Here is a 23,090-nt window from a genome sequence, read left to right as displayed (position 1 = left end):
AATTAATCACCTGTATATGTCCGTGAAATTTGAGACCCCTGTTCTATTGAAAGAACTTCACCTGCAGATCGATGAGCTCCTGAAAACTGCCAACGAACAATTTGTTCCTGCTCCTGAAGATGTCCTCCTGCAACAACCGGCTCCCGAAAAATGGAGTGTAGCCCAGTGCCTGGATCATCTGAATGCTTATTCGCGTTTCTATGTGCCAGCTATGGAAAAGGCAATCCAGTCTGCATTGACCGGCAGCCTTCCGCCTGCACCGGCCGACACTTTTAAAAGCGGCTGGCTGGGAAACTATTTTACAAAGATGATGGAGCCTAAAACTGATGGTCAGCCTGGTATGAAGATGCAGGCGCCAAAGGCTTATCGTCCTATGTCAAACCTGGATGCGGGCAAGGTGGTGTCAGAATTCATCGGATGGCAACAGCAAACAAAGGCGCTGCTCGACAGGGCACAACATGTCAACCTGCAAAGGATCAAGATCCCTACTACCCTGGGTAACTGGCTGAAGTTTTCGCTGGGAGACACGTTCCGCTTTGTTATTGCGCACGAACGCCGCCATATGGCACAGGCGCTCAGAGCGATGATGCAATAGCTATTCTGAGCGCAGGCATGCTGATTCCGTACGAGCAAGTCCCCTGGTATTATAGTTGGCAGGAGTAGCACTGATATAGAGACGGGAACTACTATTGTTGTGAGGCCGGCGGAGCATCTGTTTCGCCGGTAGCCGGATGGAAATGTGCATAGACCAGCCTTGCTTTGGCTGTACCTATTTCTTTTACCAGGTCCTCTTCTGAAAGGAGCTTTATTTTCGCAACGGAACGGAAGGTTTTCAGGAGCTGGGTGGCTGTATTCTCCCCTATGCCTTTAATACCCTCCAATTCGTTCTTAAAAGTGCCTTTACTGCGCTTCTGGCGGTGGAAGGTAATACCAAAACGGTGTACCTCGTCACGCACCCGGCGAATGAGTTTCAGACTTTCACTATCATAAGGTAGTTTGATACTTTCCTTATCGCCGGGAAAAAAGATCTCTTCTTCATTCTTCGCCAGGCCGACTACCGTCATACTACCGATGAGGTCCAGCTCCCGTATACTTTCCATGGCTGACCCAAGCTGGCCTTTACCACCATCTATGATAACCAGCTGGGGCAATGGCTGCTGTTCTGCCAGTAAACGGCTATAACGGCGGTATACCACTTCCTTCATGGACGCGAAGTCGTTGATACCCTGTACTGTTTTGATATTGAAATGGCGGTAATCTTTTTTAGAGGCCACACCGTCTTTAAACACCACGCAGGCAGATACCGGGTAACTTCCCTGGAAGTTGGAGTTATCGAAACACTCAATATGCAGTGGAAGTTCCTGTAGTTCGAGATCGGCCTGTAACTGGTACAGCACCTTCTTTCTTTCCATATCGCTCTTGCCTTCCAGGTGCAGGATCTTTTTGCGGTAGAGTTCTTCCCTGAAATAGTTCACGTTCTTTTCAGATAGCTCCAGGAGTTTCTTCTTGTCCCCTCCTTTTGGCACTGACACGGTGATATGCTCTTCCGGATATTCTATTTCAATAGGCACAATGATCTCCCGGCTAAGGCTCTGGAAAGCATCGCGCAGGTAGCTGACGGCATAGGTAAGCACTTCTGCGTCGTCCTCTTCCAGTTTTTTCTCCAGGGTCACCGTTTTTGTATCTGCAATGGTACCGTTCAGTACACGGAGGTAATTCACATAAGCGTAGTTGCCTTCGCTGATGATGGAGAACACGTCCACATTGCCGATGCGGGTATTCACGATGGTTGATTTGGCTTGGTATGCCTGCAGACTTTCTATTTTCTTCCGTACAATCTCAGCTTTCTCAAATTCCATGTTCATGGCATGTTCCTGCATCTGTGTACGGAACAGCTGTAAAACAGGGCTGAGATTTCCTTTGAGAATGTTCTTTACCTGCTGCAATCCCTCCCGGTAGTCGTCCTCTGTCTGTAGTCCTTCGCAGGGACCTTTACAGTTACCGAGATGATATTCAAGGCATACCTTGTATTTCCCTTTTTTGACGTTTTGCGGAGAGAGGTTCAGGTTGCAGGTGCGAAGGGGAATATTGTAGCGGATCACTTCCAGCAGTTCGCGTACGCGGCCTACGGAGGTGAATGGGCCAAGGTATTCCGAACCGTCTTTGATAATGTTACGGGTCAGGAACACACGGGGATATGATTCATGTTTTATGACGATGTAAGGATAGGTTTTGTCATCCTTCAGGTTAATATTGAACTTAGGCTGGAACTGTTTGATCAGTGAATTTTCCAGCAGGAAGGCATCCTGTTCGGAGCCGACGATGGTAAATTCAATGTGATGGATTGTTTCAACCAGCCGGCGTGTTTTATAGTTATCGTGATTTTTTACAAAATATGAGCTAACCCTTTTACGCAGGCTTTTGGCTTTTCCTACATAGAGCAGTTCGCCTGCTTCGCTGTAATATTTATAAATACCAGGTTGAAGGGGGATCGTATGTGATATCTGTTGAAACTCCGCTGCTGTCATGTGCTAAAGAAGATCTGTTAGGGGTGTCTGAGCAGTACTTTCACATCCAGTTCCCTGGCGGGCAGAAATGCGATCTTCTGCCAGGTGACTATACGGATATGTTTGTTATGCTGATACACCAGGTTTTGCTGGTATTCGTATACCAGGTTCTCGACGTGCTTATTCATCTGCACGTTTGTAATATGTTGCTGGTTGTCAATATCCATGATCACTTCCTGGGGTACGGTGGCCGTATTTCTGGCCTTGTACATGAGGGAATGTGTACCGGTGAACTGATCTGCCAGCAGTATGGTATCGTAAGCGCCCTGCAGGGATGGTTTGTTCAGGTCCACTTCCAGGAAGGGCGCCAGGAGGTGTTGTAACTGGGCTGAATCAGGAACGTTAATCGTCAGGCTGTCGCGCTGGCCGTTCATAACGATGGTTTTCTGCAAGGCAGGCTTATGCGTATTTATATTATTCAGTTCCTGCTGAAAATAACCTTTAAGATCCCTGTACGTATGCCCTTTACCCTGGCTGGCCCTGTCTCCTCTGCCGCAGGAAACGGTTAAAGCAACAAGGGCTACCAATGTCCATGAAAAACGATGATCCATCCTGCAAATTTAGGGAAGAACGTTTAAAGCTGCGTGTATATGATATTGGAAAGCAAATACTATAAAAAAGTTAATGCGCCGTAAAAACGGCGCATCTGATGCATGAGCAAATCTGTCGAGAGCACTAAAAAACGTAAAACGTATTATCTCCGGGAATAGTTACAGGATAGAAATAATATAAAATAAGAAAGCTGTCCACCGGCAGGCGGACAGCTTTCAAAAGTGCTTATATATATTCTTAGATCAGTACAGTACCGGTCATTTCCTTAGGGATGGGAAGACCCATCAGCGTAAGGATGGTGGGCGCCACATCTCCCAGTTTACCAGGTTTTACCGCACCTTTAAAATCATTGCTGATAATAAAGTAGGGCACCAGGTTAGTGGTATGCGCGGTATTGGGAGTACCGTCACCGTTGATCATGAAGTCGGCATTACCGTGGTCAGCAGTAAGGAATACTGTATAGTCATTTGCCAGCGCAGCAGTTACCACTTTGTTTACGCAGGCATCTACTGTTTCTACTGCTTTAATGGCCGCTTCCCAGATACCGGTGTGACCCACCATATCGGCATTTGCGAAGTTGAGGCAGATAAAGTCAGCAGACTTGCTTTCTATTTCCGGAACGATGGTGCTGGTCACCTCGTAAGCGCTCATTTCGGGCTGGAGGTCGTAGGTAGCTACTTTTGGAGAAGCTACGATAAGACGGCGTTCACCTTTGAATTCTTTTTCACGTCCGCCGGAGAAGAAGAAGGATACGTGCGGATATTTCTCTGTTTCTGCGATACGGATCTGGCTACGGTCGTTTGCTTCCAGCACTTCGCCGAGTGTGTTCTCCAGGTTATCATTTTCGAATATCACATGAACACCTTTGTAGGTCTTGTCATATTCGGTCATGGTAGTATAGTGCAGCGGGAGCGGTTCCATACCGAAGTCCGGGAAAGATTGCTGTGTGAGCACCTGGGTGATCTCGCGGCAACGGTCAGTACGGAAGTTGAAGCAGAGTACTGCATCACCCGGCTGGATAGTGGTGATTGGTTTTTGCTGTGCGTCGGTTACTATGATAGGCTTGATAAATTCATCAGTAACACCTTCAGCATAGGAAGTTTTGATAGCGGTAACTGCATCCTGCGTAGGGGTGCCGGTGCCGTGTACGAGTGCATCGTAAGCCAGTTTTACGCGCTCCCAGCGTTTGTCGCGGTCCATTGCATAATAACGGCCGGTGATGCTTGCCACCTGGCCGGTGGTTTGTTTCAGGTGGGCTACCAGGTCCTCCATATAACCCAGACCGCCTTTAGGGTCGGTATCACGGCCATCGGTGAAGGCGTGAATGAACACTTTGGTCAGTCCTTTATCTTTTGCTATCTGAGTCAGTGCTTTCAGGTGATTGATGTGTGAGTGTACACCACCATCGCTCACAAGTCCCATGAGGTGCAGGGCTTTGTCATTTTCTTTGGCATAATTGAAAGTAGACTGCAATACGCTGTTGGCAGCCAGTTCGCCACTGCGGATGGCTACATTGATACGTTGCAGTTCCTGGTATACGATACGTCCTGCGCCAAGATTCAGGTGGCCTACCTCAGAGTTGCCCATCTGGCCTTCCGGCAAACCTACCTCTTCGCCACAGGTAACGAGAGTGCTGTGAGGGTATTTAGAATACAGACTGCTTACAAAAGGAGTCTTAGCATGCGCTATAGCGTCAGCGGCAGGAACCTGTCCTTGCCCCCATCCATCCATGATAACGAGAATGGCTCTTTTCTTTTCCATATTTCCGGTTGTAATTTTCTTGTTCTGTAAAGGAGGCTAAAGTTATGAAGCATCCGTGAATACGGCATCAAACTTATTGAAATGACGCCAAAAATCATACAGCAGTGAAAGAACTTTATTACAGTTAGGTTTTATTCTAAAAATATATATTAATATCTTCGCATTAATTAGTCACTGTACAATACAACGATAATTGTATTTTAAAAGCTCTCCTGCAAATTGGCATAGTTTTAGCCCATTTCACTACAATGATGAAAACTTTACTACTTAATAAAATACTGACGATGAAAAAGTTAATGTATGTGCTTGGAGTTGTGTTGTTTGGCGTCATTATCACTGCACTTACACTGTCAGCCGCTACCTTAAAACCTACTGCAGCAGGCCCTTTCGAAGATGTAGTGAGTGCTATTAAACAAGGCGATGCGAGCGCACTATCCCGTTACCTTGATAACACTGTAGAAATCAGCATGGCAGGTAAATCCAATTCTTACAGCAAAGCCCAGGCAGAAATTATCCTGAAAGATTTCTTTTCAAAAAATCAGGTGAAATCATTTGAATTGATCCACCAGGTTGAAAGCGCAGGTGGTTCAAGAGTGGGGATCGCGAATGTGGGCACCACCGGAGGTGCTTACCGTACGTCTTTCTTCCTGCAGAAGAAGGGGGGCTCGATGGTGCTGAATGAATTACGCTTCGAGAACAAATAAATAAAGTATTGTTAAGATTAATAAGCGAAAGTCCGGCCTGGCCCGGACTTTTTTATATTACAGAAAGTCTGTTCCGGCGTCCTTTCTGAAATTCACTTACTTTCGTTCTTTCAAACCGATAGTATGTTACAGGAACCAGCATTTACAGATCTTATTCGCAGCGCATTGGCCGAAGACATAGGAAATGGCGATCATTCCACTTTAGCATGCATTCCCGCAGATGCAAGAGGCGGCGCCAGACTGAAGATCAAAGAGGACGGAATACTGGCGGGAATGGAAGTAGCGGAAGCTATTTTCCACCGGCTGGACGCATCGTCCGTTTTTAAGCCGTTCAAAAAAGATGGTGATAGTATGAAGGCGGGAGAAGTGGCATTTGAAGTAGAAGCCTCCATACATACCCTGCTGATGGGAGAACGCCTTGTGCTGAACTGTATGCAGAGAATGAGCGGCATCGCTACGCTGACACGTCAGTACGTGAATATATTGCAAGGATATCATACCCGCCTGCTCGATACCCGCAAAACCACGCCGAACTTCCGGTTGCTGGAAAAAGAAGCGGTACGGATCGGGGGAGGTGTGAATCACCGCATGGGACTCTATGATATGGTAATGCTGAAAGACAATCATATTGATTTTGCAGGAGGCATTACCGAAGCTGTCACCAAAACAGTCGCGTATCTGCATCGCAAACAATTGCCTTTACAGATAGAAGTTGAAACCCGTAACCTGGAAGATGTGAAAGAAGTGCTGGCTGTTGGACAGGTACATCGGATCATGCTGGATAATTTTTCTCCGGCACAGATCAGCGAGGCATTGGCACTGATCGATGGCCGGTATGAAACGGAAGCGTCCGGTGGGATCAATCTGAGCACACTGGAGGACTATGCCAGAACCGGAGTTGACTATGTCTCTGTCGGAGCGGTGATACATCATGCAGTAAGTCTTGATCTAAGTTTAAAAGCAATCTAATATCAAATATCCCTAACGTTGAGAAAGATTCTATTCATCATAAACCGGAAGGCAGGTACAGATAGAGAGAAACGCCTGGAGGGTATTATCAGGAGGTATTTAACTCCGAAAGCTTTTTCTGTTGAAATAACACACCTGGAATACCTGGGACATGGCACAGATCTGGCAAAAGCCGCAGTGGCAAACGGTACAGACACCGTAGTGGCTGTAGGCGGCGATGGCTCTATTAACGAAATTGCCCAGGGGCTGGTAGGTAGCACTACTGCCCTGGCCATTATTCCGCTGGGAAGTGGTAATGGTCTCGCAAGAGCGCTGAAGATACCCCTGAAGGTATCGCGTGCGCTGGAAGTGATTGCCGATGGCAGGCGACAGGCTATAGACGTGGGGTATGCCAACGAACACCTGTTCCTGAGTAATGCAGGCGTGGGCTTTGACGCATTGGTAGCTGATCAGTTCCGCCACAAGACCAAACGGGGACTGTGGGGGTATGCAAAGCTGGTTATTAAGAGTTTCAATAGTTATAAAGGGCCTTCCTACGAAATAAATGTTGACGGTAAAAGTCTGCAGGAAAGGGCTTTTCTGTTGACAGTGGCCAATGGGAACCAGTTTGGCTACGAATTTAAGCTGGCTCCTACGGCAAACGTATTTGACGGTAAACTGGACCTTTGTGTAGTTCCGCCAATCAAATTCCTCGGACTAATCCCCATCGGACTATATTCATTGCTGGGCAATATTGATAAGACCCGTTATATGCAACATTATACAGGGGAAACAATCGTTGTGAAAAGCAAAGAACTGCAGCATCTGCAGGTAGACGGAGATGCGGTGCCTCTCAGGGAAGATGGCAAAGTCGCTTTCCGGATCCATCCTGGCGCTTTGCAGGTAATCGTTAACCGAACCTAAAATTACTGTTATGTCAAAGAAGAAAACGAACACTGGCGGTATCGTCTACTCCACTGATCCTGGTTTCAAACCGGAAAGCAATGAACCGGAAGAAACGGATACCCTGCCTCCTGCCCAACAACAGCTGCGTGTGAAACTGGATACCAAACAACGCGCGGGTAAGGTAGTAACACTGGTAGATGGTTTTATTGGTAAGACGGAAGACCTGGAGAAACTGGGCAAAGAGTTAAAAACCAAGTGTGGCACGGGCGGTAGTGCAAAAGATGGTCAGATCCTGATACAGGGCGACTACAAGGAGAAAGTGGTGAAATGGCTGCAGGATTGGGGGTATAAGGCGAAATAAAGAAGGATCAGGAGTCCTGATAAGATGTTTTAGATTTTAGAAGAAGGCGTATCAGACTTGATATGCCTTTTTTTATGCGGATACCTGGAGAGCTTATCAACGTTTAGTCAACCCCGAACTACCCTTTTGATACTTCCTCTTTTGTATAATCGGATGTCATTAAAAACGGCATTGTATCCGGTGCTATAAAGTTCTGAACGTATGCGGCGTGTGCCCTGTCTGGCTTTTAAAGAAGTGAGAAAAACTGGCCGGTTCCTCAAATCCGAGGCAATGTGCAATAATAGAGATCGGCCATTCTGTATGCAGCAGCAGTAGTCTGGCTTCCAGCAGGATGCGCTGGCGGATATGCTCGCTGGTGGTGCGGCCTGTCACGCGTTTTACAGTTGCATTCAGATGGTTAGGATGTACATTCAGGGTCAACGCAAAATCGCTGGCCGTTTTCAATTGCACCTGCTCCTGTTCTGATGTGATAGGGAACTGCTTTTCCAGCGTATCTGTGAAGCGCTCTGCCAATAGCTGTGCTGTAGTGAGCGTACGCTGAGGCACAAATTCACTTACACCTATTCTTTTAGACTCCAGCAACAATAGCTGCAGATAAATAGTGATCGCTTCCAGGCGGTAGGCGTCACCTTCCATATTTTCTTTGCGCAGCCGTTCAAAGAGCTGCAGCATATACTCGCCCTGCTGTTCTGTCAAACTGAGTACAGCATTAGCGCCGGTCTGAAACAGCGGATGATGCAACAGTTCATCGCGGTAGCGGCGTTCTGTATCGAAGAGATGTTCCGTAAACATGCAGTAATAGCCGTCCTGTTCTCCCTCTGGCTGCCAGGTTTTAGGCTCCAGCGGATTGACAAACACCATGGCTGGCGCCTTAACAACGTAGGAGCGCTCTCCCAGTGTCAGTATGCCGCCGCCTTTCGTGATAAGGGAGATTTTATAGTAATCCCTTCTGCTTGCAGAAATGTACTCGCGGCAGGGATTGGCAGAACGGGAATAGATGGAAAAAGCACTCTTTGTGGGCACCTTCGGCAGGGCTTTCTGCCCAACACTTACCTGTGACAGGTCATCGCTGATTCTGAGCTCTTTACGATGAACAGCCCTGTTGTTTTTACTGTTTACGGAGGACATATCGTAAAGTTACAAAAAGAGGAATGCTAACTATATGCTAATGTAACCGCCTATAGGAGTAGGATGATGTACGGAAATATGATGGGTTAGATGGTTACACGAGCGGGTGAAGGGAGCGACTTTGTATCAAAGTTGCATTTTTTGATTTGATAAATTAACAAATATTTCACAACTTGGACTTAACCTTTATCAACCAAAATCTTGTTCTCATCAACTGGTCTTTTTGATGAACTGCCTATTTAACCAACTATCTGTTTGCAGTACAAGATTATCTTATAACGGATTACATGTTATCATGCCCTTACCTATGAGCTGTAGCGATGGTAACATGTAATCCTTCTTTTTTAATCCGATATTTCAGCACTTTCGATGCCCAAACGCTCCTATCTGTTATTGCTATTATTCCTGTTGTTCAAACTGGTATTCCATTTCCTGATCGTCAACCCTGTATATGACCTGCACAGGGACGAGTTTTTGCATCTTGATCAGGCCAATCACCTGGCTGCAGGCTATTTGTCGGTTCCGCCTTTTACAGCTTTCCTTTCCCTCCTTATTAAGTGGCTTGGAGGCAGCGTGTTTTGGGTAAGGTTCTTTCCTGCACTGTTTGGTGCGTTAACCATGCTGATTATGTGGAAGCTGATAGCGTTAATGAAGGGAGGATGGTTCGCGCAAGTGATCGCAGCCCTGGTATTTATTTGTTCTGCGATGTCAAGGCTCAATATGTTATATCAGCCTAACAGCTTTGACGTGTTGAGCTGGACATTGGTATTTTATGTGTTAGTACTTTATGTAAGGACCGGGGCATCACATCTGCTATTGTGGTTGGGAGCTGTAATAGGCCTGGCCTTTCTTAACAAATACAATATCCTTTTCCTGGTGGCAGGTTTATTGCCGGCTTTGCTGTCATCCTCCCAGCGGAAGATCTTTCTGAACAGATACCTATATGGCGGTCTGCTGATAGCGTTACTGCTGGCTGCGCCAAATGTGATCTGGCAAATCAGGAATGGCCTGCCTGTTATTCATCATATGAAAGAGCTGGCCAGCACCCAGCTGGTGAATGTAGACCGGTTGGGGTTCGTAATAGAGCAGTTGTTATTCTTCCTTTTAGGTACGCTGGTTTGGGGCGCAGCCCTGGTCGGGTTTGTGACACATGAGGCCTTTAAACCTTACCGTTTTATTGGATGGACCTTCCTGTTCGTGATGGCTTTGCTGGTTTATCTGCAGGCTAAGCCCTATTATGCATTGGGATTATACCCGGTATTGATTGCTTTTGGAGCAGTATACTTGGAAAAGGTAGTATCATTTGAAAGTACACACCATCGCAGGCTGGCATTGCTATGGCTGTTCTTCACAATCCTACTGACAGTGGGGACTTCTCGCCTGATTTTTCCGGTAGTGGAACCCGATAAATTGGGGAGGTTGATGAATGCTGACACCCGTGAGATGTTTGCGAAATGGGAGGATGGGGAAGTACATGATCTGCCGCAGGATTTTGCGGATATGCTCGGCTGGAGGGAACTGACGGCTTTAGTAGAGAAGGCATACGATCAGTTGCCGCCAGCCGAACGGAAGCATACACTGATCCTTTGTGATAATTACGGACAGGCCGGGGCTATTAACTTTTATGCGGGGGAGAAAATGGTACCTGCTATTTCCTTCAGTGCTGACTATGTGTGCTGGTTTCCGGTATTAGACAGTTTTCAACATTTGATCGTAGTAGGAAAGGAACCGGGAGAGGATGTCCGGAATCATGCGTCCGGCTATTCCGAAATCGGACGGATCAGCCATCCGTTAGCACGGGAGAATGGCACCGGTGTGTATCTTTTACCAGGAATTTCACCGGAATTCCTAAAAAAATTAAAGCAGTGGCAACTGAAAGAGCAAGCCTCCTTAAGAGCCTGGTAATAGCTTATTTCACGATAATGAACTCAACCTCGCCAAAGCTCAGCTGTAGCATTTCTCCATCTTTTTCGAGGCACAATTTGCCGTCAGGGAGCACGTCGCGGATAATGCCTTCGAAATACTCGCCATTCATACGATAGGTGCCAGATTGTCCAAAGCGGAAGAGTTTACTTTTATAGGCTTCCAGCAGGCTCTCATAGTGAGCAGGGTGAAGCAGTTTCAGCCGCTGGTCGAGGCAGCCGCAAAGGTCGCGGGTCAGCTCAATTGCGTCCCACGTTTTACCTGTGATCTGCTTGAGGGATACCGGATTGGGCAGATGGGATGGGAACGCTGTCTGGTTGATGTTGATGCCCATGCCAGTGATGGCATATTGCCATGTATTGCCACGTAGCACGTTTTCGATCAGGATGCCTCCTGCCTTTCTGTCACGCCAGTAAATATCGTTGCTCCATTTAATAGCGGTTTCATCCCCGGCGTATTTGCTGAACCAGTCATAAACACCAAGGGCTACTGCCGCGCTTAGCATAAACTGCCTGGAAAGTGGCAGCATACCGGGTTGCAGGGCAATAGTCAGTATGATATTTTCTCCGGGAGGGGATAACCACTGCTTGCCACGTTGTCCTTTTCCTGCTGTTTGCTCCATGGCAAACCAGGCTGTACCGGGTGTCACCTGGCCCGTATTTACCTGCTCCATGGCATAGTTATTGGTGCTGTCTACTGTGTCTAAGATGTATAATGGCTGTCCGATCACGGGAAAATTCTTTTCTGATTTGTTTTGACGCAGCAAAGTAAATCATTTTATCTTTTTCTTAACATTCGGGCAGGCGCCGGCGGAGGAGCGAGGGTATTAGACAAGTGTATGATTTATAGGCGTTAGAGTCCCGTATATCATGGATTATTACATATTGTAACAATATCACCTTCCGGCGTTTATTTGCTCCTTCTTTAGTAATTTTGACAATTAAAGATTATTTTTAACCAAAAGAGATTTTATTGGCACCCTTAACCGTTCTGAGTACGAGAAAGAAAGCGTTAACACGCTTGAGTAGAGAAAGCGAGATTTTTTCCACCATCATCAAGGCCATCCAGGAGAAAAAGGGAGAAAATATTGTTTCCCTGGATCTGCGCCAGATTCCTGAAGCTGTGGCTGATTTCTTTGTTATATGTGAGGCTAACTCCAATACACAGGTGAGGGCTATAGCCGACTTCGTGGAAGACCAAGTGTCGCAGCATATCGGCGAGCAGCCTTACAAGCACGAGGGATTTACCGCTCAACAATGGATACTGGTAGATTATGTGAATGTTGTGGTGCATGTATTCCAACCTGAAGCCAGACAGTTCTATGGTCTGGAAGACATGTGGAGTGATGCAGAACGAATGGAGCATAATGATACAAACTAATAACTTTTAACTATTACCGACATCCTTAAAAAAAGGATCGTAAGATTATGGAAAGAGGCAACAACTTCAACAAGGGAGACAAATCGCCAAAGAAAGGACCAAAGTTCAACATATACTGGGTTTATGCCTTTATCGGGGTAGCCTTGCTGGCAATGAACTTTTTTAACTTCGGTGCCCAGCCTAAAGAGCTAAGTTTCCAGGAATTCCTGGTAAACTACCTGAAACCAGGTGATGTGGACAAACTGGTAGTGGTGAATAAAAAATCGGTAGAGGTTTACATCAAGAAGGAAAGACTGAATGAGTCTAAATTCGATAAAGTATCCAAAGGCCGTTTCGGCGCTGCTAATCAGGGACCTCATTTCCGCTTCAGCATAGGTAGCGAAGAAAGCTTCAAGGCTGATATGGACAAGGCCCAGGCTAATACACCACTCGAAGACCAGGTGAAAGTGATCTATGAGGACAGGCAGGGCTGGTTCGAACCATTTATTCAGTTACTGTTACCATTAGTGTTACTGATTGGATTGTGGATATTGCTGATGCGTAAAATGGGTGGTCCTGCAGGTGGCAGTGGCGGTCCCGGCGGCATCTTCAACATCGGGAAATCCAAAGCAACCCTTTTCGATAAAGGAACCCGTGTAAATATCACCTTCAGTGATGTGGCTGGTCTGGATGAGGCGAAAGTGGAAGTAATGGAAATCGTTGATTTCCTGAAAAATCCAAAGAAATATACTGCGCTGGGTGGTAAGATCCCTAAAGGCGCCCTGCTGGTAGGCCCTCCGGGTACCGGTAAGACCTTGCTGGCAAAAGCAATGGCGGGTGAGGCGCAGGTTCCATTCTTCTCTATGTCCGGTTCTGATTTCGTTGAATTATTCGTGGGTGTAGGTGCAAGCCGTGTGCGTGACCTGTTTAAGCAGGCCCGTGAGAAAGCGCCTTGTATCATCTTCATTGACGAAATAGACGCGATTGGCCGTGCAAGGGGTAAGAATGTAATGATGAGCAATGACGAACGTGAGAACACCCTGAACCAGTTACTGGTGGAAATGGATGGTTTCGGTACAGACAGCGGTATTATCATTCTGGCGGCTACCAACCGTCCGGATGTACTGGACAGCGCATTATTGCGCCCAGGCCGTTTCGACCGTCAGATCTCCATTGACAAACCAGACCTGTCTGGCCGTGAGTCAATCTTCGACGTACACCTGAAACCGATCAAGACTTCTCCAAACCTCGATATTAAGAAACTGGCTTCCATGACGCCTGGCTTTGCCGGCGCCGATATTGCCAACGTATGTAACGAAGCAGCACTGATCGCTGCCCGTAAAGGCAAAACGGAAGTGGAAATGGAAGACTTCAACGACGCAGTTGACAGGGTAATTGGTGGTCTGGAAAAGAAAAACAAGATCATCTCTCCTGAAGAGAAAGAAGTGATCGCGTTCCATGAAGCTGGACACGCTATCTGTGGCTGGTACCTGGAGCATGCAAATCCGCTGGTGAAAGTGACTATCGTTCCGCGTGGTGTAGCAGCATTAGGTTACGCACAATATCTGCCGAAAGAACAATACCTCTACAATACTGAACAGCTGATGGATGATATCTGTATGACCCTTGGAGGCCGTGCAGTGGAAGATATCGTGTTTGGTAAAGTATCTACCGGCGCTCAGAATGACCTGCAGGTGATCACCCGTATGGCTTATGCAATGGTAACCGTGTATGGTATGAACGATAAAGTTGGTAACGTGTCCTTCTACGATCCGAACAGCGATCAGGCATTTACCAAACCTTATTCTGAAGAGACAGCTAAAATGATCGACGAAGAAGTACGTCTGTTGATCGAAAAGGCATATATCCGTACCAAGAACCTGCTGACCGAGAAGCTGGAAAATGTGAAAGCGCTGGCGCAGGAACTGCTGAAAAAAGAAGTATTATACCAGGCAGATCTGGAAAGACTGATCGGTAAACGTCCATGGGATGTACACCGTGAGCATATCGCAAACAAAGAAGGTATGACCACAGATGGTGTACACCCGACAGATATCATCAATCCGTCTCCTACTCCTGCTAATGCGTAAGCTGATATGAAAATATCTCCTGCCAAGGAAAATATTCTCAAAAGAGTAAGAAATGCATTGAGTCAATCGGTGCAGTTGCCCTTCCCCAATTCGGAGGGCAACAGTTCCGTTTTTATGAAGGAGCATGATGGCCTGGAGATGAAATTTGCAGAGGAATTTGCCCGTTTACAGGGGAAGTTCATCTTCTGCACCAGCAAGAATGAGTTGCTGGACAATCTGCTGGCTTTGGTCGCTTCCCGTGAATGGGAAGACGTACATTGCCAGACGCCTTCCTTAATGAAGGATTTCCAGTTACGGCAGTTCCCCTTTATCAACAAAGGGGATATGCATACAGCCGCCGCTGCGATAACAGACTGTGAACTGCTCGTAGCCCGTACAGGCACTATGGTGCTGAGCGCGGCACAACCTTCCGGCAGGGCATTGCCAGTATACACACCGGTGCATATTGTGATAGCTTATACGCACCAGCTGGTGTTCGATCTGAAAGATGCGATAGCCCGCCTGAAAGAAAAGTACCAGGGAGAGCTGCCTTCGTCGATACACTTCGCATCCGGTCCCAGTCGTACCGCAGATATTGAAAAAACACTGGTAGTAGGGATACATGGACCCCGCGAGGTATATGTGTTCCTGGTAGATGAATGAATTATTAATTGTTAAGCATATTTGAGCAGCGCGTGATCATCATCATGCGCTGTTCTTTTAAATGATTACGTTATACCGGCCCGCTATGACCAGGTTATTTCTCTTTCTCTTTTCAGCAATTTTGCTGGCGTCCTGTGGACAAGCTTCTGAGCAGTCTCGTAACACCATTGATACTATCAATACACTGACCATAAAAGGGCCAACGGCAGTAATTTTCAGACCAGCTGGAGACAAACTGCGTTCTCTGAAAGCTGCTTTCGGTGAAAAGAGCTTCCCGTCACTACAAACGGTCAACAACAGCACCCTCCTGGAAGATAGTACTTACCTGGCGGGGAAAGGTGTAAAGATCGTGAGCACCAGCGCCACCCAATTACAATTTATAAGAGGGAATGGTGAGGTATTGTATATCAATCTCAATCATCCCAAATATGCCTGGGAGATCTTCATTTATAACGGCTACAGCGATCCTGTCAAAGCCGATCTGACAGATATTGAGGCTGCTTACCTTGAGTCGGGGATAAAGAAACCCTGAGCATAGCTTTTCCGTTTTAGTTGTTTTGTTGAAGAGTTATTTATTACTTCGCAGTGGCAACGAACCTTTAATCGTTAATTGCCTGTGATCACCGGCTTGTGTGATGCAGACCTGAAAATAATATCATCTATGGAGCATGGACTGTCCGCTGTGGACTATTCCATTCCTCTTCCGGAGGGCAAACGTGTTTATTTCGCATCAGATTTTCACCTGGGTGTGCCCAATCCTACTGCCACCAGGGAAAGGGAAAGACATATTGTGAGGTGGCTCGATGCTGCTTCGCAGGATGCAGCACATATCTTCCTGGTAGGTGATATTTTTGACTTCTGGTTTGAATATAAAGAGGTGATCCCTAAAGGATATACGCGCCTGTTGGGAAAACTGGCAGAACTTCGGGATAAAGGCATCAGCATATCCGTTTTTATAGGCAATCACGACATGTGGATGGATGGCTATTTTAAAGACGAGCTGGATATTCCCGTTTACTATGAACCCAAAACTTACGATATAGGCGGCAAACGTTTCTACATCGGTCATGGTGATGGTCTTGGACCGGGCGACCATGGCTATAAAATGTTAAAGAAAGTATTCCGCAACCCCGTTTGCCGCGCATTGTTCTCACTGATCCACCCTTCCTGGGGCATTGGCCTGGCCAATTATTTCAGCCGTAAAAGCCGTGCTGCTACAGGTATGGAGCTGGAGAAATTCCTCGGAGAAGAGAACGAATGGCTCGCGATCTACAGCAAAGAGATCTTGCAGCAATCCCATTTCGACTACTTTATTTTCGGGCATCGTCACCTGCCATTGGATCTGCAGGTAGGGGCTGACAGCCGTTACATCAACCTGGGAGACTGGTTGTATTATTGCAGCTATGCTGTCTTTGATGGTAAAACCACTTCCCTGTTATACGATAAATAACGTTTATTCCAGTATCTCATGCAGGATGGGAGGCGAATTCAGATCCTGAAAGTCCGGTAAATGCAGCTTGAAAAAGTCCAGATAAGCGTACAGGAGTTTTCTGCGTTTATCTTTATTCATATTGATCTCTCCAAGGCTTTCCCAGTTAGTACATTGAAAAAGGCGATCCGTGATCTCACTGTTGGCAGCATCCAGGTAGTTGCTGTGGTGAGGTGGCAGATCTGTAAATGAACCTTCCTGCAGGTCGAGATAGTGTGCATACTCCGAATACCGGCCATTTAACCGGAAACCCAGATGCTCAGCAAGTTTAAGCGTGAAATAAAGGGGAACATTTGCCGCGATGGACAATGGCGCTACATCCAGTGCCTGCAATGCCTGCTCTGAAAAATAATACAGTTCCAGCTGTTGCTCCGGTTCCCGCAGGCTCTTCTGCAGGAGCTCTATCATATACAGTGCGACCGTATTCTTGACAATGTTGAAGTGTAGGGAGGTGTAGATATAACCCAGTTTAAACTCGGAAATCCGCTGTATGTTCTTCTGCTCGTAATGATAGACGACCAGTTCCAGGATGTTGCCGGGCTGGAAGAGATTTCCCTTTGCCTTTGGCTTGGACGAGCGTACCCCATTGACCATATAGGACTGGACCCCGAAGAGTTCTGTGAATATATTGACAATGGCGCTGGTATCGCCATATTTGACCGTTCTTAATACTATCCCGCGGGTTTTGTGTAACATACCTGACAGCTGCTGGATTCAAATGTACGATTAGCGGGCGTTAATTGATGAATACAATCTTTGTGACCAGGTGCTCCCCTCCCGTTTCGCTGGCTGCGAATACCAGGTATACGCCGGACTGTGGCCGGTGTCCGGTATAATCCTTTCCATTCCAGGTGGCTTGTCCGCCGAAGGCCCTTGTCTGGAACACCATTTTTCCACTGATGTCGGTGATCTTCACCCTTGTATTCTCCACCAGTCCCCGGATCGCAATAGTACCGCTATAATCGTGTGGTACGGGGTTCGGGAATACCAGCACGGAATCACGGGTCATATTGGAGACAGGCTCCGTGGCGGTGCCATGCCATGACATCAGGCCTTTTCCTGTAGCAAAGTATATCTCTCCTGTTTGAGGATCTATGGCGATTGTGTAGATATGATTGTCGGGAAGCGGACTATTGGTTGTGTTGAATTGCTCAAGGATCTGTTCTCCGTCTTCACTTACCAGCCAGGCGCCATTCAGCGTTCCAACCCATTTGCGGTTGGCACCGTCAACGGCAATGGCGGTTACCTGTTCGTCCTGGAACAGGTAGCCGGCAAAATTGTCCTGCTGGATAACCGGCAGGATGGCGTTACATCCCTCGTCAGCAGCCTGTCCCGGGCAGTTGATAATAGCGATGCCTCTGGCGGTACCCACCCAAACGCTGCCATTTTTATCTTTCGCCAGGCAGTAGACATCGTTGGACGGCAGGTTACCCTGGTTGCTACCCAGACGGTATTGCCGCCATTGGTCGTCGTTCTTATTGTCGAGTGTATTGTTGTGATTCAGTACAAACAGTCCATTGCTTTGCGGAGAAACCATGTATACCAGACCGTAGTCGTCCGTCAGCAGCTGACTGATCGCATTGCCGGTCATGACGTAGGGACTGCGAAACGATAGCCAGCTATTATCCGGTTTTTTCACCAGGAGATTACTGGAGGCACCATAGGCTGCCAGCCATAAATTGCCGGCGGGGTCTGTGGTTAATCCGCTAACGTTATAGGCAGCAGGATTGTCGGTAGCTGGCAGCAGCACGCCCTGTTTAAAAATAGTATAACCGCCATCGGGCGCAGCGTATACCAGTCCACCGCCGAAAGAACCAAGGTAACAACCCTGACCGCCGGGATCTGGCGAAAGGGTGATCAGATCTGAAACGGAAGCCAGTGCTGGCTTGGTGTTACGATCAAACTGTGTCCAGCTGCCCTGTGAAAAAGTATAATAACCGTTGCTGTTACCGGTGGCTTTCCAGTCGCTGCTGATGCTACCGGCAGTGGCCCATAGGGTATTATTTACAAATAACATATTGCCGGTGATAATACTGGCCGGCGCATCGGGATGTACAGCAGTAAAGCTGTTGTCGTCAGTTTTATATCTGATAAGTCCCTGTAAGGAATCTGCTATCCATGTTTCATTACCGGTATTGGCTGTCTGTAAAGGCGCATCTATTAACTGATGCTGCAATGCTTTTATGGCATTGGCGCTGGCATCCAGGACAATGATACGTGCAGCGCCACCGGATTGCTGTTCACTGAGGAACAGCTGGTTCCCATGTACGTCTATGTTATTGATGTTCCAGTCATCTGTGTACCAGGGCGTCCAGGTGTTATTGGAGAATCGGAATAACTGATTACCCTGTCGGCAGATCAGCTGATTATTGAAAGAGATAATCTCCTGTACCGTGTCCTGCGGCAGTCCCTGGTTGAGAAAGGACCAGTTCCGGTAATCAGACAGATTATTGCTGTTGAGGGCCGCTGTCCTGATACCTTCTGAAGTAGCCGCGTACAGGGAGCCATTGAGAAAGGCCAGGGAGTAGACAGGCGTGTAATCGCCGGTGCTGCCTACAACGTAGGTAGCTGCTATCTCAGGAACGGAGGTGTTTATCACAACAATACCCAGGCCCGTACAGAGGTAGGCGTTACTGTTAAAGTAGATGATGCGGAAAATAGATTTATCTGCCGCCACCTGCTTCCGCATCAGGTCGGGGATATTGAAACTATTGTTGCCGCTCAGCAGGTCGATGTTGCTATTGCGGTATGCGACCAGTATTTCATCTTCACCGGCAGCTATCGTGCTGATCCCGATGTCATGAAGGCCATTGATCTTACTATACCTGCTGATCTCTTCATCTGCACCGGTGGTGACGGAGAAGAGTCCCTGGGAGGTGGCGCAGTATATTTTATCGGCTTTCACCGTCACAGCCACGGCGGGGCGCCAGGGAAGGTAGTCACTCCATTGGCCTACGGGAGTCTGGGCTTGCGCCTGATGGAACGTCAGGCAGGATAGGCTTAAGATGGCATAAAGGGATGTCAGGAAACGGTACATGCATCAAAAATAGTTATATGTTGTTACTTTGTGACACATACTGCTATATATCCCTGAATCCCTTTTTTTAGACAACTTTGATTACCTTTACGCCCTACTAAATTACAACGACGCGTATGTGGCAACGCTTAGCAGGATTCGTATTGAAATTCCGTCTGGCACTCCTTGTCTTATTATTGTTGAGCACTGCAGTGATGACTTATTATGCCAGTAAGGTGGAATTGTCCTATGAGCCTAACAAATCTATCCCGCTTGACAACTTAAAGTACAAGGATTACCTCCAGTTTAAAGGTTTATTTGGTGAAGATGGTAATATGATTGTGATAGGAGTCCAGACAGACAGCTTCTTTCAGAAGGATTTCTTTCATGATTATATCAAGTTGAATGAGGATATCAAGAAGGTAGAGTTTGTGGAGAATGTACTGAGCGTGCCTTTTGCCATCAATCTTGTAAAAAACGACAGTACCCGTAAGTTGAGTGCAGAGCCTTTATTCAGGGGCGATTTGCAGCAACAGGCGGTGCTCGACAGTCTTGGCCGTGCGTTGAATAATCTGCCTTTCTACAAAGGCCTGCTCTATAATCCTGACACACATGCTTACATGATGATGATCAACATCAATAAAGGCGTAATGGGTACTGCCCGCCGTATTGAAGTAGTAAGCAATGTGATGAAACTGGGAACTGCTTTCGGTGAAAAACATCATACAGAAGTACGTATGAGTGGTTTGCCGTTGATACGTACCATTGTGGCTACGAAAGTGGCGAATGAACTGGGACTGTTCCTGAAATTATCATTCGTGCTGACAGCACTGATCCTGTTGTTGTTCTTCAGGTCATTCAGTGCAGTGCTGATGTCAATGATCGTAGTGGCAATAGGGGTAATATGGTCTGTAGCCACGATCGTGCTGCTTCAGTATAAGATCACGTTGCTGACGGGATTGATCCCCCCACTGATTGTGGTGATCGGTATTCCGAACTGTGTATACTTCCTCAATAAATATCATACTGAATATGCCAAAGATGGTAATAAGACCCGGGCGCTGGTGCACATGATCCAGCGTATGGGGATTGTAACCCTCTTTACCAACCTGACGGCAGCGATCGGTTTTGGTGTGTTCTGCTTCACGAAGAGCGAATTGTTAAAAGAGTTCGGCATCGTAGCAGGATTAAACATCATGCTGATCTTTTTGATCTCCTTTATTTTCCTGCCTTCAGTGCTGAGCTATCTGCCGGCGCCTAAGACGAAACATACCAACTATATGAATAACAGGTTGTTCCGTTCCCTGCTGGACGGATTGACAGCCCTGGTGTTCCGGTACCGTCCATGGGTGTATGGCGTAACGGTGGTAATGGTAGTGGCGGCGGTGATCGGTATGTTGAAACTGCATTCGGAAGCACACATGCTGGATGACATTCCGCAGAGTGACAGGTTGTACACTGATCTTAAATTTTTCGAAAAGAACTTTAAAGGAGTGATGCCACTGGAGATAGCGGTGGATACGAAGAAGAAGAACGGCGTGGTAAACCTGCAGACACTGGAAAAGCTGGATCAGTTGTCAAAACTGATAGCGGCACAGCCGGATTTCGCCAGACCCTTGTCTGTAGCAGAGGGTATCAAGTTTGCAAAACAGGCTTATTATAACGGAGATAGCTCCAACTACTCGGTGCCTAATCAGTTTGATATTGGTTTCCTGGCACCTTACCTGCGTATGAAGGGCGGTACGAACGCCAGTGGAAATGCCACTGCCTTTACAAAGCTGGTATCTTCATTTATGGATAGCACCAGGCAGGTGGCACGTGTGAGTGTAAATATGGCGGATGTGGGTTCTGCGAGATTGCCGGTATTGCTGGATTCATTGGCTCCACAGGTAAACCAGATCTTTGACAGTACGAAGTACAAAGTGACCTTCACCGGCACCAGCGTTATTTTCCTGGAGGGTAGCCGTTTCATTATTAACGGGCTGACAGAAAGTATCCTGCTGGCATTTGTGCTGATCATTTTCTGTATGCTGTACCTCTTCCGTTCCTGGAGGATGTTGTTGATCTCCCTGATCCCGAACATTATCCCGCTGGCCGTAACGGCTGGAGTGATGGGCTGGCTGAATATACCGTTAAAGCCATCTACCGTGCTGGTATTCAGTGTGGCGTTGGGGATAGCGATAGATGTAACGATCCGTTTCCTGGTGAACTTCAAACAGGAATTACCTCACCACAACCTCGATATTTCCGCTACAGTGAAACAGACCATTCATGAAACAGGGTTGAGTATTATATATACCTCACTGATCCTGCTGGCCGGATTTATGATCTTTAGTTTCTCTGAATTCGGAGGTACCAAGGCGCTGGGCTGGTTAACGTCCCTGACATTGTTAATGGCTATGATCACTAACCTGACTATTTTACCGGCGCTGTTGTTGTGGATGGAGAAGGCCCTGCTGAAGAAAGCCCGGAAAAAAGAGTTATGGAATGCTTTGGATGAGGAAAAAGATATGGACATGTCTGAGCTCGGATTAAAGGAACGCGCGAAGGAAGACTAGATAAATATATCATACACATATAGTTAAAACGCTTAATGCATGATTATCAGCATTGAGCGTTTTTTGTTACTCCCAAATAATCTAGTGGACTACATTCATCCCCCCATATTAGCCGTTTGTATAAAAGGATGCCACATACCCACTAAAAAGTATGAGGTTTATAATGCCATTCTAACCTCTTTTAGTTCATGAAAAACAAATACTTAAAGGGCGCTCACCTTTCTGAGCGTAAATTTAAGGAGATACTACGGCTATTCGCCGAAGATCTTACGGCCACGCAGATTGCCAACATTAGTGGAGTAAGCCGGGTTACCGTAAACAGTTATCTCAAGAAGATCCGCCAACAGATCGCCCGTCATTGTGAGTCCTTATTGCCGGCAGAGAGTCATTATCGTCCTGCCGCTCCGGTGCGTAGTGTGCACCATGCATCCTCAGCAGATGAAGGAGATGTTTCCGTTAAAACAGAAGTGGGCCGTAATGTGAAGCCGGTTGTATTTGGTATCTACCGTTGTTCTGACCGGTTGCATACTGAGATACTGCCGGATGTGAGCAGGTCGATGATCCATTCTGTGGTAAGAAGCAGCCGTTCCATACTGGAAATGCAGAGCGCAGCCGAGAAGATCCGCCGTTTCAGCAACGTAGTTGACCTGGGGCAATACCGTTTGTACAACCTTGAAAATGAGGGAGCTGTCAGTATTGCAGACGATGTGGATGCATTCTGGGGGCTTACGAAACATCGGCTGGCCAAGTTCAAGGGATTGAACCGCAGTACGGTGTACCTGCATTTGAAGGAGTGTGAATTCCGGTACAATAACAGGAATGAGGACATCTATGAAACATTGCTCGAATTGTTAAAGACACAACCGCTGAGTCTTTCCTGATTGACGGGTTATCATTTCAAGATATTGCTGCAGTAACGCAGCGCATTTTTATTTAGATCTGGAACAAAACCCGGATTTAGATTTTGGTTGATGAGCGCGCAGGTGGTAATCCTACCGCCTGCCTTACATTCTATTGCCAGTACTTATTTAAGTAAAAATATAGTCGGTGTCGTTAGGCATTTTATATATCAAGAATTTCATTTTT

20 protein-coding genes are annotated in these 23,090 nt (G+C 47.0%); 13 read left to right on the top strand and 7 right to left on the bottom strand.

Features of this window, described 5'->3' with window-relative positions:
- Positions 1-16 precede the first annotated feature (16 nt).
- Positions 17-595, top strand: coding sequence for a DinB family protein (locus L3C95_RS02000; RefSeq protein ID WP_236384648.1), 579 nt, complete (start codon positions 17-19; stop codon positions 593-595).
- A gap of 91 nt (positions 596-686) precedes the next feature.
- Here the strand turns inward: L3C95_RS02000 and uvrC are convergent, their stop codons facing one another.
- The 3 genes from uvrC to gpmI form a co-directional block, all read right to left on the bottom strand.
- Positions 687-2,528 (bottom strand): excinuclease ABC subunit UvrC, encoded by a 1,842-nt coding sequence (uvrC, locus tag L3C95_RS01995; protein WP_236384646.1) that lies wholly within the window; start codon positions 2,526-2,528, stop codon positions 687-689.
- A gap of 17 nt (positions 2,529-2,545) precedes the next feature.
- A complete protein-coding gene (locus tag L3C95_RS01990) occupies positions 2,546-3,118 on the bottom strand; it encodes a hypothetical protein (protein WP_236384644.1) in 573 nt (190 codons plus the stop codon).
- A 238-nt stretch (positions 3,119-3,356) separates the two neighbouring features.
- Complete coding sequence (gene gpmI, locus L3C95_RS01985) at positions 3,357-4,880, bottom strand: 2,3-bisphosphoglycerate-independent phosphoglycerate mutase (protein WP_236384643.1); 1,524 nt, start codon at positions 4,878-4,880, stop codon at positions 3,357-3,359.
- Between the two features lie 284 nt (positions 4,881-5,164).
- Here gpmI and L3C95_RS01980 point away from each other — a divergent pair, with 284 nt between their 5' ends.
- The 4 genes from L3C95_RS01980 to L3C95_RS01965 all read left to right on the top strand — a co-directional run bounded on the left by L3C95_RS01980 (position 5,165) and on the right by L3C95_RS01965 (position 7,799).
- Positions 5,165-5,584: a DUF4783 domain-containing protein gene (locus tag L3C95_RS01980; protein ID WP_199654068.1), complete on the top strand. Its 420-nt coding sequence runs from the start codon at positions 5,165-5,167 to the stop codon at positions 5,582-5,584.
- 123 nt (positions 5,585-5,707) lie between these two features.
- Positions 5,708-6,553, top strand: a complete 846-nt coding sequence (gene nadC, locus L3C95_RS01975; RefSeq protein WP_236384640.1) for a carboxylating nicotinate-nucleotide diphosphorylase — start codon at positions 5,708-5,710, stop codon at positions 6,551-6,553.
- Positions 6,554-6,571: 18 nt separating this feature from the next.
- Positions 6,572-7,456: a diacylglycerol/lipid kinase family protein gene (locus L3C95_RS01970; protein ID WP_236384638.1), complete on the top strand. Its 885-nt coding sequence runs from the start codon at positions 6,572-6,574 to the stop codon at positions 7,454-7,456.
- A gap of 10 nt (positions 7,457-7,466) precedes the next feature.
- A complete protein-coding gene (locus tag L3C95_RS01965) occupies positions 7,467-7,799 on the top strand; it encodes a translation initiation factor (protein WP_236384636.1) in 333 nt (110 codons plus the stop codon).
- A gap of 183 nt (positions 7,800-7,982) precedes the next feature.
- On the opposite strand, the gene L3C95_RS01960 is transcribed toward L3C95_RS01965, so the two are convergent.
- Positions 7,983-8,927 carry a helix-turn-helix domain-containing protein gene (locus L3C95_RS01960; protein ID WP_236384634.1) on the bottom strand — a complete coding sequence of 315 codons (945 nt, stop codon included), beginning with the start codon at positions 8,925-8,927 and terminating at the stop codon, positions 7,983-7,985.
- Positions 8,928-9,296: 369 nt separating this feature from the next.
- Between L3C95_RS01960 and L3C95_RS01955 the strand changes: the two genes are divergently transcribed.
- Entirely contained in the window at positions 9,297-10,832 is a 1,536-nt protein-coding gene (locus tag L3C95_RS01955; RefSeq protein WP_236384631.1) for an ArnT family glycosyltransferase, read from the top strand.
- Between the two features lie 4 nt (positions 10,833-10,836).
- Here L3C95_RS01955 and L3C95_RS01950 read toward each other — a convergent pair whose 3' ends face one another.
- Positions 10,837-11,616, bottom strand: a complete 780-nt coding sequence (locus tag L3C95_RS01950) for a biotin--[acetyl-CoA-carboxylase] ligase (protein ID WP_236384630.1) — start codon at positions 11,614-11,616, stop codon at positions 10,837-10,839.
- Positions 11,617-11,870: 254 nt separating this feature from the next.
- Here L3C95_RS01950 and rsfS point away from each other — a divergent pair, with 254 nt between their 5' ends.
- From rsfS to L3C95_RS01925, 5 genes are all read left to right on the top strand, one after another.
- Entirely contained in the window at positions 11,871-12,230 is a 360-nt protein-coding gene (rsfS, locus tag L3C95_RS01945; RefSeq protein ID WP_236384625.1) for a ribosome silencing factor, read from the top strand.
- 47 nt (positions 12,231-12,277) lie between these two features.
- Positions 12,278-14,299, top strand: a complete 2,022-nt coding sequence (gene ftsH / locus L3C95_RS01940) for an ATP-dependent zinc metalloprotease FtsH (RefSeq protein ID WP_236384622.1) — start codon at positions 12,278-12,280, stop codon at positions 14,297-14,299.
- A gap of 6 nt (positions 14,300-14,305) precedes the next feature.
- The gene (locus L3C95_RS01935) at positions 14,306-14,941 is read left to right on the top strand and encodes a lactate utilization protein C (protein WP_236384618.1); all 636 of its coding nucleotides are present in this window, start codon (positions 14,306-14,308) and stop codon (positions 14,939-14,941) included.
- Between the two features lie 85 nt (positions 14,942-15,026).
- The gene (locus tag L3C95_RS01930) at positions 15,027-15,473 is read left to right on the top strand and encodes a hypothetical protein (protein WP_236384617.1); all 447 of its coding nucleotides are present in this window, start codon (positions 15,027-15,029) and stop codon (positions 15,471-15,473) included.
- 129 nt (positions 15,474-15,602) lie between these two features.
- Positions 15,603-16,391 (top strand): UDP-2,3-diacylglucosamine diphosphatase, encoded by a 789-nt coding sequence (locus L3C95_RS01925; protein WP_236384616.1) that lies wholly within the window; start codon positions 15,603-15,605, stop codon positions 16,389-16,391.
- Positions 16,392-16,394: 3 nt separating this feature from the next.
- On the opposite strand, the gene recO is transcribed toward L3C95_RS01925, so the two are convergent.
- Together recO and L3C95_RS01915 are read right to left on the bottom strand one after the other, a co-directional pair.
- The gene (recO, locus tag L3C95_RS01920) at positions 16,395-17,126 is read right to left on the bottom strand and encodes a DNA repair protein RecO (RefSeq protein ID WP_236384615.1); all 732 of its coding nucleotides are present in this window, start codon (positions 17,124-17,126) and stop codon (positions 16,395-16,397) included.
- Between the two features lie 40 nt (positions 17,127-17,166).
- The gene (locus L3C95_RS01915) at positions 17,167-19,467 is read right to left on the bottom strand and encodes a two-component regulator propeller domain-containing protein (RefSeq protein WP_236384606.1); all 2,301 of its coding nucleotides are present in this window, start codon (positions 19,465-19,467) and stop codon (positions 17,167-17,169) included.
- 116 nt (positions 19,468-19,583) lie between these two features.
- On the opposite strand from L3C95_RS01915, the gene L3C95_RS01910 reads away from it, so the two are divergent.
- Both L3C95_RS01910 and L3C95_RS01905 read left to right on the top strand, forming a co-directional pair.
- Complete coding sequence (locus tag L3C95_RS01910) at positions 19,584-22,004, top strand: efflux RND transporter permease subunit (RefSeq protein WP_236384602.1); 2,421 nt, start codon at positions 19,584-19,586, stop codon at positions 22,002-22,004.
- 188 nt (positions 22,005-22,192) lie between these two features.
- Entirely contained in the window at positions 22,193-22,885 is a 693-nt protein-coding gene (locus tag L3C95_RS01905) for a LuxR C-terminal-related transcriptional regulator (RefSeq protein WP_236384598.1), read from the top strand.
- Positions 22,886-23,090 lie beyond the last annotated feature (205 nt).

Origin of the sequence: Chitinophaga filiformis, from assembly GCF_021646545.1 — a bacterium.
In the GTDB taxonomy this organism is placed as follows: Bacteria; Bacteroidota; Bacteroidia; order Chitinophagales; family Chitinophagaceae; genus Chitinophaga; species Chitinophaga filiformis_A.
This window is presented reverse-complemented; position numbering and strand designations above follow the sequence as displayed.

Bases quoted from the DNA above. Each gene is read 5' to 3' on its own strand.
- L3C95_RS02000 (WP_236384648.1), top strand. From the start codon at position 17: ATGTCCGTGAAATTTGAGACCCCTGTTCTATTGAAAGAACTTCACCTG.
- uvrC (WP_236384646.1), bottom strand. From the start codon at position 2,528: ATGACAGCAGCGGAGTTTCAACAGATATCACATACGATCCCCCTTCAA.
- L3C95_RS01990 (WP_236384644.1), bottom strand. From the start codon at position 3,118: ATGGATCATCGTTTTTCATGGACATTGGTAGCCCTTGTTGCTTTAACC.
- gpmI (WP_236384643.1), bottom strand. From the start codon at position 4,880: ATGGAAAAGAAAAGAGCCATTCTCGTTATCATGGATGGATGGGGGCAA.
- L3C95_RS01980 (WP_199654068.1), top strand. From the start codon at position 5,165: ATGAAAAAGTTAATGTATGTGCTTGGAGTTGTGTTGTTTGGCGTCATT.
- nadC (WP_236384640.1), top strand. From the start codon at position 5,708: ATGTTACAGGAACCAGCATTTACAGATCTTATTCGCAGCGCATTGGCC.
- L3C95_RS01965 (WP_236384636.1), top strand. From the start codon at position 7,467: ATGTCAAAGAAGAAAACGAACACTGGCGGTATCGTCTACTCCACTGAT.
- L3C95_RS01960 (WP_236384634.1), bottom strand. From the start codon at position 8,927: ATGTCCTCCGTAAACAGTAAAAACAACAGGGCTGTTCATCGTAAAGAG.
- L3C95_RS01955 (WP_236384631.1), top strand. From the start codon at position 9,297: ATGCCCAAACGCTCCTATCTGTTATTGCTATTATTCCTGTTGTTCAAA.
- ftsH (WP_236384622.1), top strand. From the start codon at position 12,278: ATGGAAAGAGGCAACAACTTCAACAAGGGAGACAAATCGCCAAAGAAA.
- L3C95_RS01935 (WP_236384618.1), top strand. From the start codon at position 14,306: ATGAAAATATCTCCTGCCAAGGAAAATATTCTCAAAAGAGTAAGAAAT.
- L3C95_RS01930 (WP_236384617.1), top strand. From the start codon at position 15,027: ATGACCAGGTTATTTCTCTTTCTCTTTTCAGCAATTTTGCTGGCGTCC.
- L3C95_RS01925 (WP_236384616.1), top strand. From the start codon at position 15,603: ATGGAGCATGGACTGTCCGCTGTGGACTATTCCATTCCTCTTCCGGAG.
- recO (WP_236384615.1), bottom strand. From the start codon at position 17,126: ATGTTACACAAAACCCGCGGGATAGTATTAAGAACGGTCAAATATGGC.
- L3C95_RS01915 (WP_236384606.1), bottom strand. From the start codon at position 19,467: ATGTACCGTTTCCTGACATCCCTTTATGCCATCTTAAGCCTATCCTGC.
- L3C95_RS01910 (WP_236384602.1), top strand. From the start codon at position 19,584: ATGTGGCAACGCTTAGCAGGATTCGTATTGAAATTCCGTCTGGCACTC.
- L3C95_RS01905 (WP_236384598.1), top strand. From the start codon at position 22,193: ATGAAAAACAAATACTTAAAGGGCGCTCACCTTTCTGAGCGTAAATTT.